The sequence below is a fragment of the Erwinia sorbitola genome, from assembly GCF_009738185.1.
Classification (GTDB): domain Bacteria; phylum Pseudomonadota; class Gammaproteobacteria; order Enterobacterales; family Enterobacteriaceae; genus Erwinia; species Erwinia sorbitola.
This window is the reverse complement of record NZ_CP046509.1, coordinates 3,675,792-3,691,381: the sequence shown is the minus strand read 5'-3', so window position 1 is coordinate 3,691,381 and position 15,590 is coordinate 3,675,792. Positions and strand designations below refer to the sequence as shown.

At 54.7% G+C, this 15,590-nt stretch carries 14 protein-coding genes; 7 read left to right on the top strand and 7 right to left on the bottom strand.

The genetic code is table 11. The annotated features are described in order from the left end of the window. Positions 1–34: 34 nt before the first annotated feature. The gene (locus tag GN242_RS16795; RefSeq protein WP_156287870.1) at positions 35–802 is read right to left on the bottom strand and encodes an amidohydrolase; all 768 of its coding nucleotides are present in this window, start codon (positions 800–802) and stop codon (positions 35–37) included. Then, complete coding sequence (locus GN242_RS16790) at positions 790–1,950, bottom strand: pyridoxal phosphate-dependent aminotransferase (protein ID WP_156287869.1); 1,161 nt, start codon at positions 1,948–1,950, stop codon at positions 790–792. Before GN242_RS16790 ends, GN242_RS16795 begins: the two co-directional genes overlap by 13 nt. 128 nt (positions 1,951–2,078) lie before the next feature. Between GN242_RS16790 and GN242_RS16785 the strand changes: the two genes are divergently transcribed. The 3 genes from GN242_RS16785 to GN242_RS16775 are packed head-to-tail and all read left to right on the top strand — an operon-like array spanning position 2,079 to position 3,918. After that, positions 2,079–2,693: a methylthioribulose 1-phosphate dehydratase gene (locus GN242_RS16785; RefSeq protein WP_154752484.1), complete on the top strand. Its 615-nt coding sequence runs from the start codon at positions 2,079–2,081 to the stop codon at positions 2,691–2,693. Further along, the gene (mtnC, locus tag GN242_RS16780; RefSeq protein ID WP_156287868.1) at positions 2,690–3,379 is read left to right on the top strand and encodes an acireductone synthase; all 690 of its coding nucleotides are present in this window, start codon (positions 2,690–2,692) and stop codon (positions 3,377–3,379) included. Before GN242_RS16785 ends, mtnC begins: the two co-directional genes overlap by 4 nt. Beyond that, positions 3,376–3,918 carry a 1,2-dihydroxy-3-keto-5-methylthiopentene dioxygenase gene (locus GN242_RS16775; protein WP_154752482.1) on the top strand — a complete coding sequence of 181 codons (543 nt, stop codon included), beginning with the start codon at positions 3,376–3,378 and terminating at the stop codon, positions 3,916–3,918. The genes mtnC and GN242_RS16775 overlap by 4 nt, the downstream gene beginning before the upstream one ends. 342 nt (positions 3,919–4,260) lie before the next feature. On the opposite strand, the gene mtnA is transcribed toward GN242_RS16775, so the two are convergent. Beyond that, positions 4,261–5,286, bottom strand: coding sequence for an S-methyl-5-thioribose-1-phosphate isomerase (gene mtnA, locus GN242_RS16770; RefSeq protein ID WP_156287867.1), 1,026 nt, complete (start codon positions 5,284–5,286; stop codon positions 4,261–4,263). A gap of 115 nt (positions 5,287–5,401) precedes the next feature. Here mtnA and mtnK point away from each other — a divergent pair, with 115 nt between their 5' ends. Continuing rightward, positions 5,402–6,601, top strand: a complete 1,200-nt coding sequence (gene mtnK, locus GN242_RS16765) for an S-methyl-5-thioribose kinase (RefSeq protein WP_156287866.1) — start codon at positions 5,402–5,404, stop codon at positions 6,599–6,601. A gap of 86 nt (positions 6,602–6,687) precedes the next feature. On the opposite strand, the gene GN242_RS16760 is transcribed toward mtnK, so the two are convergent. Together GN242_RS16760 and fadE are read right to left on the bottom strand one after the other, a co-directional pair. Then, entirely contained in the window at positions 6,688–7,446 is a 759-nt protein-coding gene (locus GN242_RS16760; protein WP_154752479.1) for a COG4705 family protein, read from the bottom strand. 195 nt (positions 7,447–7,641) lie between these two features. Further along, a complete protein-coding gene (gene fadE, locus GN242_RS16755; RefSeq protein ID WP_156287865.1) occupies positions 7,642–10,089 on the bottom strand; it encodes an acyl-CoA dehydrogenase FadE in 2,448 nt (815 codons plus the stop codon). 217 nt (positions 10,090–10,306) lie between these two features. Between fadE and lpcA the strand changes: the two genes are divergently transcribed. After that, on the top strand, positions 10,307–10,888 hold the full coding sequence (gene lpcA, locus GN242_RS16750; protein WP_154752477.1) for a D-sedoheptulose 7-phosphate isomerase: 582 nt from the start codon (positions 10,307–10,309) through the stop codon (positions 10,886–10,888). 170 nt (positions 10,889–11,058) lie between these two features. Next, positions 11,059–11,826, top strand: coding sequence for a class II glutamine amidotransferase (locus GN242_RS16745; RefSeq protein ID WP_154752476.1), 768 nt, complete (start codon positions 11,059–11,061; stop codon positions 11,824–11,826). Here the strand turns inward: GN242_RS16745 and dpaA are convergent. Then, the gene (gene dpaA / locus GN242_RS16740) at positions 11,797–12,531 is read right to left on the bottom strand and encodes a peptidoglycan meso-diaminopimelic acid protein amidase (protein WP_154752475.1); all 735 of its coding nucleotides are present in this window, start codon (positions 12,529–12,531) and stop codon (positions 11,797–11,799) included. The two genes, GN242_RS16745 and dpaA, sit on opposite strands and share 30 nt — an antisense overlap. A 212-nt stretch (positions 12,532–12,743) precedes the next feature. On the opposite strand from dpaA, the gene dinB reads away from it, so the two are divergent. Continuing rightward, positions 12,744–13,799 carry a DNA polymerase IV gene (gene dinB, locus GN242_RS16735; RefSeq protein WP_156287864.1) on the top strand — a complete coding sequence of 352 codons (1,056 nt, stop codon included), beginning with the start codon at positions 12,744–12,746 and terminating at the stop codon, positions 13,797–13,799. Between the two features lie 315 nt (positions 13,800–14,114). On the opposite strand, the gene pepD is transcribed toward dinB, so the two are convergent. Then, the gene (gene pepD / locus GN242_RS16730) at positions 14,115–15,572 is read right to left on the bottom strand and encodes a beta-Ala-His dipeptidase (protein ID WP_156287863.1); all 1,458 of its coding nucleotides are present in this window, start codon (positions 15,570–15,572) and stop codon (positions 14,115–14,117) included. Positions 15,573–15,590 lie beyond the last annotated feature (18 nt).

Below are 15,590 nucleotides of genomic sequence, written 5' to 3'. Positions count from 1 at the left end.
AACGTCAGGAGGCCGGATACCGCCTCCTTCAGTATCACAAACTAAAGCTGTCCGCGTCGCGCCATGCCGGAAACTTCTCGCGGTATTCACGCAGGTTTTCCAGCGACAGTGCGGCATCCAGACGAGCAGGCTGCCAGGGCTCACCCAGGGCCAGAATCTCACCCTGTGGGCTGATAATACGGCTATCGCCACTGTATTGATGGCCATTACCGTCGCTGCCCACGCGGTTACATCCGGCGATATAAGCCTGGTTTTCAATGGCCCGCGCCTGTAACAGCGTCTGCCAGTGCAGCGTTCGCGGTGCAGGCCAGTTGGCGACATACAGCGCCAGGTCGTAATCGTTCTGATTGCGTGCAAACACCGGGAAGCGCAGGTCGTAGCACACCTGCGGCAGAATTCGCCAGCCGCGCCATGCGATCACCTCGCGGCGATCCCCTGCCAGATAGTACTCATGCTCCCCGGCCATGCGGAACAGATGGCGCTTATCATAGAAATGCACCTTGCCTTCAGGCTCAACGAGGAAGAAACGATTGACTGCTCCTTTCTCAACCTGAATAGCGGCACTGCCTGCCACCATCGCCTGAGTTGCTGCGGCCTTAGCCTGGAGCCAGGCAATCACATCTTTTTCGGGCAGCGAGCTGGCCGCTGCCTCCATCGCAAAGCCGGTAGTAAACATCTCCGGCAGGATAATCAGGTCACGGCCCTGAACACCGGCCAGCAGCCCGTCGAAAAACGCCAGGTTCGCCGGGCCATCCATCCACACCAGCGGCTGCTGAAGTACGGTAATGTTTAAAGTTGACACAGGCGCTCCGCGGCAGCATCCAGCGTGGCTTCCTGTTTTGCGAAGCACAGGCGGATCAGTTTATGGGGGAAGGTGTCAGCGCAGAACACCGACAGCGGTATCGCGGCTACGCCCACTTCCTGGGTCAGCCACTGGCAGAACGCAACATCGTCCAGATCGGAGATGGCGCTGTAATCTGCCAGCAGGAAATAGGTACCTTCACAGGGCAGCAGTTTAAAACGACTGCCGGACAGTGCTTTCACAAAGCGATCGCGCCGTGCCCGGTAGAATTCCGGCAGTTCGCGGTAATGCTCCGGATGCTGCTCCAGCATATCGGCAATCGCCAGCTGTGCCGGGGTATTCACCGAGAAAGTCAGATACTGATGAACTTTGCGCAGTTCGGCACTTATTGCAGCTGGTGCCACACAGTAACCCACTTTCCAGCCGGTCATATGGAAGGTTTTGCCAAAGGAAGACACGGCAATCGCACGGGCGCGCAACTCAGCATGGGCCAGCACGCTGGCGTGACCGTGAGTGTCAAAGCAGATGTGCTCATACACTTCATCGCTCAGTACGTAGATTTCCTGCTGACGCACGGCTTCCCACAGCTGGGTAAAATCGCTCTGCTGCCAGACGGTGGCAGACGGATTGTGCGGAGTATTAAGGATAACCAGCCGGGTTTTCGGCGACAGCAGCGCGGCAAATGCCTGCCAGTCAGGACGGAAGCCCGGCGGCTGCAATGCGATACGCTTCAGCACGCCGCCTGCCAGCGTTACCGCCGGAGCATAGCTGTCGTAGCTGGGATCAAAGCAGATAACTTCATCACCCGCCCGCACCAGCGCGGTAATCGCCGCATAGAGTGCTTCAGTAGCCCCGGCGGTAACGGTAATTTCGCTATTCACATCGGGGGCATAGCCGTACAGCTCGGCGGTTTTTCTGGCAATCGCTTCACGTAAGGGGGCTACGCCGATCATCGGTGCATACTGGTTTGCCCCCTGGCTGACATGATGTGCCAGGCGCTGTTGCAGATATTGCGGGCCGTCAAAATCGGGGAAACCCTGGGACAGATTGATGGCATTGTACTGCTGTGCGAGTGCGCTCATCTGGGTGAAAATCGTGGTACCCAGCGCAGGCAGCTTGCTCTCTGGGATGAATGGCGTCTGGCTCATAGATCTCAACCCTTGTGAATGCGGTTTTATGATGTTGGACTCTGAATATATCACGGTGATAGTATTTGGCAATCAAGACGCATAGACGTCTATATTCTCCTTTATCATCTTTCACACTAAGGAAAGAGATGACGCAAAGCTCTCAGTTAGACCAATTAGTTGCTGCCTGTCACTGGATTGGTGCGCGCGGCTGGGCACCCGCCACCGGCGGTAATATGTCGCTGCGCCAGGATGCAGAGTTCTGCCTGCTGAGTGAATCAGGCAAAGACAAAGGCAGCCTGACGCGTGACGATTTTATTCAGGTCGCGATTGCCACCAATAGCGTTCCATCCGGCCGCAGGCCTTCAGCTGAGACTGGCCTGCACACGCTGATCTATCGTCTGTTTCCTGATGCTGGCGCGGTGCTGCATACCCATACGGTAAACTCCACCGTGCTGTCGCGCGTAGAGAAAAGCAGTGCTCTGACGTTACAGGGCTATGAAATGCAGAAGACGCTCTCCGGGCAAAGCTCGCATCTCGACAGCGTGTCGATTGCACTGTTCGATAACGATCAGGATATTGACGGGCTGGCGCAGCGAATTGAACAGTTTGCCGCCCATACGCCGCTGCGTTATGGTTTCCTGCTGCGTGGCCACGGGCTGACCTGCTGGGGCAAAGATGTCAATGAGGCACGCCGCCATCTTGAAGGGCTGGAATTTCTCTTCCAGTGTGAATTACAACGCCGCGTTCTGGAGAGCCAATGATCCGCGCTATCGTCACTGATATTGAAGGCACCACCAGCGATATTCGCTTTGTGCATAACGTCCTGTTCCCCTATGCGCGTCAGCATCTGTCGGGCTTTATTGCTGAACATCATCAGCAACCGATGGTAGCCCAGGCGCTGGACGATTTGCGCGCTGAGATTGATAACCCGCAGGCCACTGCGGATAAGCTGGTGCAGGTGCTGTTTAGTTTTATGGATCAGGATCGTAAATCGACGGCGCTCAAGGCGCTGCAAGGCATGATCTGGCGTGCAGGCTACGAGAATGGCAGCTTTACCGGCCATCTGTATGCCGACGTGCTGCCTGCCCTAAAACAGTGGCAGCAGCAGAGTGTGGCGCTGTATGTTTATTCATCTGGCTCAGTAGCTGCGCAGAAATTGTTATTTGGCTACAGCGATGCAGGTGATATCACTGGGCTGTTTAGCGGATATTTTGATACCCATGTGGGTGCCAAACGTGAAGTCGATTCCTACCGCACCATCGCCAGCCACATCGGTTTACCGGCACAGGAACTGCTGTTCTTATCCGATATACACCAGGAGCTGGACGCAGCACAGGATGCAGGCTGGAACACCGTGCAGTTAATACGCGGCGAAGCGGACACCGAGAGCCGTCATCGCCAGGTTGCAGGTTTTGATCAGATTAACCAGGAGCTGTTAAATCCATGAGCGCACTGACAATTTTTACCGATACCGAAGCGACCACGCCGGTCTGGCACAGTACCGATGCGGCAGAGATTGCTGACAAGCTGCGCAGCAAAGAGGTACGTTTTGAACGCTGGGAAGCTGACCGCGATCTCGGCGAAAATCCGGATTCTGCTACGGTAATTAACGCCTACCAGCACGCTATTGACCGGCTGGTGGCAGAGAAAGGCTATCAGAGCTGGGATGTGATCAGCATGCGTGCCGATAACCCGCAGAAAGAGGTGCTGCGCACCAAGTTTCTTTCGGAGCACACCCACGGTGAAGATGAAGTGCGTTTCTTTGTGGAAGGTGCGGGGCTGTTCTGTCTGCACCTTGATGGGCATATCTATCAGATTCTGTGCGAGAAGAACGATTTGATCTCCGTGCCGGCCGGAACGCCGCACTGGTTTGATATGGGATCATCTCCTCACTTCACCGCTATTCGAATTTTCGACAACCAGGAAGGCTGGGTGGCGAAATTTACCGGTGATACGATCGCTGACGCTTATCCTCGCCTCCCATAATACTCGCCGCAAAACCTGGCCCCGCCATTTCTCGCAGGGCCAGGCACGCCTGATCCGGAAATTAACCGCTGCACCATAACCTGGCTGACATCACCATTTTTCCCAGGGGGCAGGCACGCCTGACCCGGAAATTAACTGCTGCACCATAACCTGGCTGGCATCACCATTTTTCCCAGGGGCCAGGCACGTCTGACCCGGAAATTAACCGCTGCACCATAACCTGGCTGACATCACCATTTTTCCCAGGGGTCAGGCACGCCTGATCCGGAAATTAACCGCTGCACCATAACCTGGCTGACATCACCATTTTTTCGTAGGGGTCAGGCACGCCTGACCCGCAAATTAACGTCCTGGCTGAAATTCGCCCGCCTGCACCTGCTGTGGCGTCACCACTCCGGTATCCAGCACCCAGCCGCTAATCAGTGACGCGGGCGTAACATCAAACGCCGGGTTATAGACCTGCGCAGCTTCTGGTGCCCACTGCACATCGCCAAAACTGCCTGCTGCGCCGGTCACTTCACGGGCGGCGCGCTGCTCGATGGGAATGGCGTCACCGTTCGGGCATTCGCGATCCAGCGTGGTATGCGGGGCCGCAACGTAGAAGGGAACGTTGTGATATTTCGCCAGAACCGCCAGGCTGTAGGTACCGATTTTATTAGCCACATCACCGTTCGCGGCGATGCGATCGGCACCGACCCAGATAGCATCAACCTGCCCCTGCGCCATCAGGCTGGCGGCCATCGAGTCACAAATCAGCTTATAAGGTACGCCAAGCTCGCCCAGCTCCCATGCCGTCAGGCGGCCACCCTGCAACAGCGGGCGGGTTTCATCTACCCAGACGCTGGCGACCGAACCTTCCTGCCAGCCGCGGGCGATCACGCCTAATGCGGTACCGACGCCTGCCGTTGCCAGCCCTCCAGTATTACAGTGGGTGAGCAGACGGCTGCCCGGGGTAATCAGTGCGCTACCGGCAGCGGCAATACTGTCACACAGCGCTTTATCTTCATCGATCAGCCGCAATGCCTCAGTGCCAAGCGCACTGACGAAATCGTCCTGGGCCAGCGCCAGCTTCATCCGATCGAGATTATTCATCAGGTTGACCGCCGTCGGGCGGGAGGCGCGCAGTACCTCAAGTGCCTCTGCCAGCGCGGGCTTCGCCATACCATTTTCAGCCAGCAGTGCCAGCAGCAGGCTGGCAGACAGCCCGATTAGCGGCGCACCACGCACGCGCAGCGCTTTAATATGACCCACCAGTTCGGCGACGTCCGGCGTCGGACACCAGATTTTCTGCTGTGGCAGGGCCTGCTGATCGAGGATCCAGAGCTGATTATCACGAACCTGTAAGCTGGTGGTGCTGAGTGTTTGCATGGGTTAAATCCTGGTTGCTTTAATGCATCATATTGTGCCAACATGGTTAACGGATGTATAGACGTCTGAACGGCTTATTACAACTAAACACAGGTTATTTTTGAGGGGCTGATTAATGTCGCAATACCGTACGTTCACCGCAGCGGATGCCGTGGAATATGCTCGCCAGTTTGGCGGCGTGGCTAACCCCCACACGCTGGTTGATTCGCAGGAAGTGGGCGATGGGAATCTGAACCTGGTGTTCAAGATTTTCGATACGGCAGGCGTCAGCCGCGTGATCGTTAAACAGGCACTGCCCTATGTGCGCTGCGTCGGCGAATCCTGGCCTCTCACCCTTGACCGTGCGCGTCTGGAAGCTGAAGTACTGATTGAGCACGGAAAATTCTGCCCACAGCATACGGTGAATATCCTGCATTACGATCCGGATCTGGCGGTGATGGTGATGGAAGATCTCTCCGATCACGCTATCTGGCGCAGCGAACTGGTGAATGGCGTTGAATATCCGCAGGCGGCAGGGCAGTTGGGGGAGTACCTGGCGCAAACCCTGTTCCATACATCCGATTTCTTCCAGCATCCCTACCAGAAAAAAGCGGACGTGATCCGTTTTACTAACCCTGAGCTGTGCGACATTACCGAAGAGCTGTTTTTCAACGAACCTTACGAAATTCACGAGCGTAATGCCTATCCGCGAGCGCTGGAACCGCTGGCCGAATCGCTGCGAGATGATGAAGCACTGAGACTCGCCGTCGGCGGTCTGAAGCATCGCTTTTACTGTCATGCTGAAGCCCTGTTGCACGGAGACGTGCATAGCGGTTCGATCTTTGTGGCTGAAGGCCGCCTGAAAGTGATTGATGCAGAATTTGGTTTCTACGGCCCGATGGGCTTTGACATCGGCAGCGCGCTGGGCAATTTACTGATCAGCTACTGTGCGGCACCAGGCCTGCTGGCACCGCGTGAGGCGGCGGCTGCGCGTGAAAATCGTCTCAACGATGTACGCGAAGTATGGCTGAGTTTCAGTGAGAGCTTCCTTGCGCTGGCGGCAGAAAAAAGCCGCGATCGTGCGCTGGCGGTACCCGGTTATTCCCGCGAGTTTTTGCGTAAGGTCTGGAGCGATACGATTGGCTACTGCGGTACTGAGCTGATTCGTCGTACCGTTGGTATGTCGCAGGTGGCAGATATCAAGAATATTAAAGATGAAGCGATGCGCGTTGAATGCGTACGTCAGGCCATTATCCTCGGCCGCAGCCTGATCCTGCTGGCCGATCACGTTGCGGATCCTGAGGCGCTGATTGCACGTATCCGCCAAAATAGTTAACGTTTTTGAGGGGCGGGGCCGCCCCTGACAGATGTAACGGATATTCTGCCCGGGGCGACCATTTAACAGCGGTCGCCCCGTCAGTTTTAGACTGTGTCGCGCTGCGCGGAACGCTGTGGCAGCAGCAGGATACAGACAGTGATAAATAACATCAGGGTTAAAGACGCACCGAAGCGACTAAGATCCAATCCGCCGTGTGAAAGAGGCTTATCGAGGAAGTCTCCGACTACTGCCCCTAACGGACGCGTGAGAATAAAGGCCGCCCAGAAAATTGCCGTACGTGACCAGCGGGTAAACAGATAGCAGCCCAGCAACCCCACCAGCGCCAGTACAAAAATCGCGATGCCACCCAGATATCCCATGCCAGCAGAGTCAGCGGTCCAGTCGCCCAGCGCGGTACCCAGGGTCTGGGAAAACATAATTGTTACCCAGTAAAAGATCTCTGCCCGACGGTTATTAACTGAATAGACTGAAACTGTGCCACACATCATGCGCCAGCAAAATAACGAGGTAATTAACAGCAGGCTGAGAATAATTGACCCGCCCAGGTAACCTATGCCTAAAGAGCGGTCGGCAAAGTCGGCCAGCGTGGTGCCAACGGTGGTGGTAGCAATAACGGTAAACCAGTAAATATAGGGATTGAAGCGGCTGGATTTAATCTGGACGATAACTGCGGCAATAAAGATCACGGCAAAAATCAGCGTACCGGTCAGATAGCCAAGGTTCATAGACATAGTCACTGCATCGCCACCGGTTTCACCCAGCGTAGTAGCAGCAATTTTGATTAACCAGAAGATGGCGGTTATCGCCGGGATTTTACTTAAGTTACGCTGCGTTTCGTTCATTATTATTACCCCAGATGAAAGCGATGTGCTTTACCGGGAAATATAAGTGTTTTTTATTAGTTTAAGATTAAGAAAAGCAGCCGGAGGATAAAAAGAGGGATCGGATCAATAGCGAACTAATATTTAATATCAGAACTATTTATCAGTTAAAAAAAAAAAGGCGGCCCCTGTCGGCCGCCCTTTTGATACTCGCTGTTATGCCGCTTCAATCTTTCGTGGCAGTGCTGCCGTTTCTTTTACCGGCTGGGTTGCCAAAGCATCGGGATCAAACTCGTCAACGTTAATCGAACGCAGGCGGCTGGCTTCAGCGCGAATCAGAATGTCAGCCTCTTCCTGGGTGATCCATCCGTTCTCCAGCCCCTGTGCGGCAAGTGCATCAAGACGGGTAAACGACAGATGTTTCTTCTGCTGTTTACACAGGCGATCGTGAATCACTTCTGCTGCCATCACATGTTGCAGAGCTTCCTCCAGCTGACCAGCCGGATTATGCTCGCCTGGTGCCAGATACTGTCCGCGCCCCAGACGGCTACGGGTTGCAGACGGAACTTGCATGATAAGCGCCAGCTGATGATCAAGGCGGTCTGACGGTGCATGGCTGCGGCGGCCGGTCGGGAAGACCACCATGCGCACCAGACCTGCAACCAGACGATTCGGGAAGTTACGCAGCAGATCGTCGATGGCGGTTTCCGCCTGATTTAGCGCATCCTGCACACCCCAGTGCAGCAGTGGTAAATCAGCTTCATTACGTCCTTCATCTTCATAACGTTTCAGCGCAGCGGAGGCCAGGTAGAGCTGGCTGAGAATATCCCCCAGCCGGGCGGAGATACGCTCGCGTCGTTTCAGGCTGCCGCCGAGTACCGACATGGAAACATCGGACAGCAGAGCAAGGTTGGCGCTGATACGATTAAGATGCTGATAGTAGCGGCGGGTGGCATCGCGGGTTGGCGACGCACTGGTCAGCCCGCCGGTGATCCCCAGCCACAGGCTGCGCATGGTGCTGCTGCCCACATGACCGATATGGCTGAATAGCGCCTTATCAAAGGCAGTAACGTCGCCGTTCTGCGCCGCAGCCATCTCTTCCAGCACGTAAGGATGGCAGCGAATAGCCCCCTGTCCGAAGATAATCATGCTGCGGGTCAGAATATTTGCCCCTTCTACGGTAATGGCAATCGGTGCGCCCTGGTAAGCACGGGCAAGGAAGTTGCTGTTGCCCAGCATAATCCCCTTACCACCGGCAATATCCATGGCATCGACGATCGCCCGCTGTCCGCGATGGGTGCAGTGATATTTAACGATGGCAGAGAGAACCGCAGGTTTTTCACCGAGCATAATCCCGCTGGTGATCAGCGTCGCGGCGGCATCCATTACGTAGGTGTTCCCGGCGATGCGTGCCAGCGGCTCTTCAATCCCTTCCATCTTGCCAATCGGCAGGCGGAACTGACGGCGAATATGCGCATAAGCGCCAATTGCCAGCGCGATACTTTTCAGGCTGCCGGTGGAGTTGGACGGCAGGGTGATACCACGGCCAACCGACAGGCACTCAACCAGCATCCGCCAGCCCTGACCGGCCATTTCCGGGCCACCGATAATAAAGTCAATGGGCACAAAGATATCTTTGCCGCGCGTCGGGCCATTCTGGAACGGTACGTTAAGCGGGAAGTGCCGCTGGCCAATCTCTACGCCCGGCGTCTGCGTCGGGATCAGGGCACAGGTGATCCCCAACTCTTTTGTTTCTCCCAGCAAGCCGTCAGGATCGGAAAGTTTAAATGCCAGTCCAAGCACTGTGGCGACAGGAGCGAGCGTGATATAGCGTTTATTCCAGGTGAGGCGCATACCCAGCACCTGGCGACCCTCCCATTCACCCATACAGACCACGCCGACATCCGGAATGGCGCCCGCATCGGAACCGGCTTCCGGGCTGGTCAGGGCAAAGCAGGGGATCTCCTGACCACGCGCCAGGCGGGGCAGATAGTGATCTTTCTGCGCTTCGGTACCGTAATGTTGCAGCAGTTCCCCAGGCCCGAGGGAGTTAGGTACACCAACGGTAATCGCCAGGATACCGGACACGCCCGCCAGCTTTTGCAGCACGCGCGCCTGAGCGTAGGCTGAGAATTCCAGCCCGCCGTACTCTTTTTTGATAATCATGGCAAAAAAGCGATGCTGTTTCAGATAGGCCCACAGCTCAGGGGGCAGATCGGCCATTTCATGGGTGATCTGGAAATCATTCGCCATACGGCAGGCTTCTTCTACCGGGCCATCAATAAATGCCTGCTCTTCCGGCGTCAGTCGCGGTTGCGGATAGCTATGCAGTTTCTGCCAGTCAGGCTTACCACGGAACAGATCCCCTTCCCACCAGGTGGTGCCCGCTTCGATAGCTTCTTTTTCGGTGCGTGACATCGGCGGCATCACTTTCTGGAAGGTATTCAGCGTGGGTTTGCTGAACAGCGCCCGGCGCATCGGCAGAAAATTAAACGGCAGCAGAATAATCGCCAGCGGCACCAGCAGCCATAATGTCCACAGCCCAGAAAAGCCGAGTGCCGCAGTCCAGACCAGCAGTGCAGCACTGGCAGCCAGTAGATTTATACGGTGATAAAACAGGGCGCCAATCAAAAGGATCGTCGCCACAATACTGAGAACCATCATAACGTGTGCTCCGTAAGTAGTAAGAGGTCTGACCTGTTGGTTATATGTTTAGATTACCCCGGCGCTGTGTGCAATCTGTTTACATAATAATTACAACCTGGCTCACAAAGCGCGGGCACAAAGGGTTAATCCCTCAGGGTGACGGGGAGATCGCTTCCCGCCTCTCTGGCAACTTGATAAACTCCTGCTATACCTCTTTCCAAAAAGGACATCCCCTATGTATCAGGACATCATTCGCGCCGAGCTGGACGAAGCGGCACAGACGCTAAATAAATTTCTAAGTGAAGATGCAAACATTGAGGCGATCCAGCGTGCGGCAGTGCTGCTGGCGGATTCATTCAAAGCGGGCGGAAAGGTTCTCTCCTGTGGTAATGGTGGTTCGCACTGTGATGCAATGCATTTTGCTGAGGAACTGACCGGGCGCTATCGTGAAAACCGTCCCGGCTATCCGGCGATTGCGATTTCTGATGTCAGCCATCTCTCCTGCGTAAGCAATGACTTTGGCTACGATTTTGTTTTCTCACGCTATATCGAAGCGGTGGGTAAAGCAGGGGATGTGCTGTTAGGGATCTCCACCTCCGGTAACTCCGCTAATATTATTAAAGCCGTTGAAGCGGCGCGGGCCAAAGGGATGCAGGTCATTACCCTGACCGGTAAAGACGGCGGGAAAATGGATGGCGTGGCTGATGTGGAAATCCGCGTACCGCACTTCGGTTATGCTGACCGTATTCAGGAGATTCACATTAAGGTAATTCATATCCTGATGCTACTTATCGAAAAAGAGATGGTAAAAAAATAGCCTTCTCTTTCGCGCCGCAGCTGCGTTAGCTTTACGCGTAATCCCCCGGTAGCTTATTGAGGTAACCTCCCGGGGGGTTACCTGATTGCCGCCTTGCTGTAATGTGAAATCAGCGGCTATTTTGCTGTCATCCTGCGGGGCGAAACTGATCTAATTACTGAGGTAATCCTATGTGCGAACTGCTCGGGATGAGCGCAAATGTCCCGACGGACATCTGTTTTAGCTTTACCGGGCTGGTGCAGCGCGGTGGCGGAACAGGTCCGCATAAAGATGGCTGGGGCATTACCTTTTATGAAGGGAAAGGCTGCCGTACATTTAAAGATCCGCAACCCAGCTTTCAATCACCCATTGCCCGGCTGGTTCAGGAATATCCGATTAAATCCTGTTCGGTGGTGGCGCATATCCGCCAGGCGAACCGTGGTGAAGTATCACTGGAAAACACCCATCCCTTTACCCGCGAACTGTGGGGACGCAACTGGACATACGCGCATAACGGACAGCTAAAAGGTTACAAAAACCTTGATACCGGCCCGTACCGTCCGGTGGGTGAAACCGACAGCGAACTGGCCTTCTGCTGGCTGCTGCATAAGTTGACCACGCGCTACCCGCGTACGCCGGGTAACTGGCCGGCAGTGTTCCGTTATATTGCTGAGTTGGCGGCAGAAATGCGGGAGAAGGGCGTATTTAATATGCTGCTTTCGGATGGACGTTATCTGATGGCGTTCTGCTCAACCAATCTATTCTGGATCACCCGACGTGCGCCGTTTGGCAAAGCCAAGCTGCTGGATCAGGATGTGGAAATTGATTTTCAGAAGCAGACCACGCCAAATGACGTGGTCACAGTGGTTGCCACTCAGCCGCTGACGGCGAATGAAACCTGGCACAAGATTGAGCCAGGTGAATGGGCGTTATTTTGTCTGGGTGAGCGCCAGAGCTGATTCCGGTGCGCCTGAGTTGCCCGCAATCGGGCGGCTCAACACGTACTTGCCGTCGCTGACATTCACTGACGGTGGCTGTCTGGTCTGGACAAACTGCGTATAACCCGGCTGTAGCTGCTTCCAGAAATTAATATAGGTGGAGTAGCGGTGACGCTGCATATTGCTTTCCGTCATGCGGAACGGATAAATGCTGACCTCAACGCGCGGCTGGCCGTTACGCAGCGCCGCTTCCACATAGTGATAAATTTCGTCCATATAGGCATCGGTCATGGCGTAACAGCCAATTGACACGCAGTTGCCGTGGATCATCAGATATTTACCCTGATAACCTTGCTGACGGTCATACTCGTTCGGGAAGCCGACATTAATCGCACGATAAAAGCGACTGTCGGGTTTCAGCTGGGAAATACCTACGCTGTAAAAACCTTCCGGGCTTTTAAAATCACCCTGAACACGCTTAGGCCCCAGTCCACCAGAAAAATTACAGATGCGGTAACTGTTAAGCAGGCGGAATTCATTGCCGATCTTGCCGTATAACTCCAGCGTGCGCTCTTCTTTGAAGATTTGCAGGTACACGGGAGTGCCAATTAATTGTTTCTTTAACTCTTTGCTTACCGGCGCCAGTGGGGTTACCGAATCCGGTACGCTGGCAAAGACAACGGTTGGCAGAAAAATCATCGCAAACAGCAGTGCGATTTTGCCCATTCTTGTTCCCTTGAAATGTAGGGTTGAAAGCAACGCCGGACGGCGTCGGTACTGACAATATCGGACGAATCCGCTATCGCTGCGTCACCTTAGCACTGTCTATTTTTTTATCAAGACAGCGGAGAATAAAAAAACTTAAATTGTGCATCTTTTGGCGCGTATTGAACTCTGATAATTAGACTGTATACTTATCCAGTACTGTCGGAGGGGCTATGCGTAAAATCATTCACGTTGATATGGACTGCTTTTTCGCCGCAGTAGAAATGCGCGATAATCCCAGCCTGCGCGATATTCCCATCGCTATTGGCGGCAGCGAAAAACAGCGCGGTGTCATCAGCACAGCCAACTATCCGGCACGAAAATTTGGCGTACACAGCGCAATGTCAACGGCGATGGCGTTAAAGCTCTGCCCGCATCTGACGGTGATTCGCGGCCGCTATGAGGCCTATAAAGAAGCCAGCGTCCATATTCGTGACATCTTCTCCCGCTATACCTCTCTGATTGAACCTCTGTCGCTGGATGAAGCCTACCTCGATGTCACCGACAGCCTGCACTGCCACGGTTCCGCCACGCTTATCGCCCGTGAAATACGTGACACCATCCAGCGTGAACTCAACCTTACTGCCTCGGCTGGCGTTGCACCGATTAAGTTTTTGGCAAAAATCGCCTCCGATATCAATAAGCCCAACGGCCAGTTTGTGATCACCCCCCATGAGATGTCGGATTTTCTGACAGCTCTGCCGCTGGCGAAAATCCCCGGCGTGGGAAAAGTGACGGCGCGTAAGCTGGAAGAGCTGGGGTTGACCACCTGCGCCGATGTGCAAAAAACCGATCTTGCTACGTTGTTAAAGCGTTTTGGCAAGTTTGGCCGTGTGCTGTGGGAGCGATGTAACGGTATTGACGACCGTGCAGTGATCACCTCAAGGGAGCGTAAATCTCTCGGCGTTGAGCGTACGCTGTCGGAGGATATTCATCAGTGGGATGACTGTCTGGAGATTATCGATCTGTTGTACGACGAGCTGGAACGGCGGCTGGATAAAATCAAACCGGATCGTCAGATCGCCCGTCAGGGAGTGAAGCTGAAATTTCATGACTTCCAGCAGACCACGCAGGAGCATGTCTGGCAGATGCTGAATAAAGCCGATTTAATCGAAATTGCGCGCAAAAGCTGGGATGAGCGACGGGCAGGGCGCGGCGTAAGGCTGGTGGGGCTGCATGTGACGCTGCTCGATCCGCAAATTGAGCGCCAGCTGCTGCTGGGATTATAACCAGCCACGGCCTGAATACCGTAGGGGCGAGGCATGCCTCATCCGCGCAACGCAGGCAAAATTGTTACAGCGATCCGAATACCGTAGGGGCGAGGCACGCCTCGTCCGCGCAACGCAGGCAAAATTGTTACAGCGATCTGAATTCCGTAGGGGCGAGGCACGCCTCGTCCGCGCAACGCAGGCAAAAATTGTTACAGCGATCTGAATACCGTAGGGGCGAGGCATACCTCGTCCGCAAAACGCAGGCAAAATTGTTACAGCGATCTGAATTCCGTAGGGGCGAGGCACGCCTCGCCCGTTTAACCCACGGATTAATTACTTAACCGGAATCGCCTTCAGCAGCGCAGTCAGCAGCTGCCAGTACAGGCCAACGCTGGCAATATGCACCTGCTCATCCGGCGAGTGTGGCCCGGTAATGGTTGGCCCAATCGACACCATATCCATCTGCGGGTACGGCTCTTTAAACAGACCGCACTCCAGACCTGCGTGAATAACCTGAATGTTCGGGGTTTTATCGAACAGTTTTTCATAGGTTTCACGCACCAGCGCCATAACGGGTGAATTGGCATCCGGCTGCCAGCCAGGGTAGCTGCCTTTAGCGAGGGTTTTTGCCCCGGCCAGCTGACCAAGGGCAGTCAGCATTTCCACCACGTACTCTTTACCGCTGTCGATCAGTGAACGAATCAGGCAGTTAATTTTTGCTTCATTACCTTCAAACGACACCACGCCCACGTTCAGCGAGGTTTCAACTACGCCTTTCATCACGTCTGAATTACGGATCACACCGTTCGGAGTGCTGTTCAGCAGGGCGATAAATGTGTCACGGCTGGTGGCGCTCAGAGCCTGCTCTGCATGAGCCAGCTCTTCCACCACTACGGCGATATTCTTCTCTTTCAGGCTCAGTTCATTTTGCAGCGTCAGCAGATAGCTTGCCGCCAGTGATTTGAGTTTGTCGAGATGGGCCGGTGCAACCGCCAGCGTGGCAAAAGCTTCACGCGGGATAGCATTACGCAGCGTACCGCCGCTGAAATCGACCAGACGCAGATCCAGATCTTGCGCATGAGCGAACAGGAAGCGCGCCAGCAGCTTGTTGGCATTGCCCAGACCGACATGAATATCACAGCCGGAATGGCCGCCTTTCAGGCCCTTCAGGGTCAGCTTCACCGTCTGATAACCAGCCGGAATCGCTTCACGGGTCAGTGCCAGGGTGCTGGTAAAGTCGATACCGCCCGCACAACCCATATAGATCTCACCTTCTTCTTCAGAATCGGTGTTGATCAAAATATCTGCCTGTAACCAGCCCGCCTGCAAACCAAAGGCCCCGGCCATACCGGTCTCTTCGGTCATGGTCAGCAGCACTTCCAGCGGCCCGTGCTCCAGGCTGTTGTCAGCCAGCACCGCCAGCGCAGAGGCCATACCAATACCGTTATCCGCGCCCAGCGTGGTACCGCGGGCTTTCACCCATTCGCCATCAATCCATGGCTGAATCGGGTCTTTGGTAAAGTCATGAACGGTATCGTTGTTTTTCTGCGGCACCATATCAAGGTGTGCTTGCAGGGCCACAGGTTTACGGTTTTCATAACCCTTAGTTGCCGGTTTACGGATCAGGATGTTACCCACCTGGTCGCGCTCATTCCACAAACCCTGCTCTGTCGCCCAGGCGGTCACATGGGCTGCCAGCTGTTCTTCATGATATGAAGGGTGGGGAATGGAGCAGATTTTGGCAAAAATATCCCACAGTGGCTGCGGGGATAGTTGAGACAATTCAGACACGATAACTCTCCTGTGTCA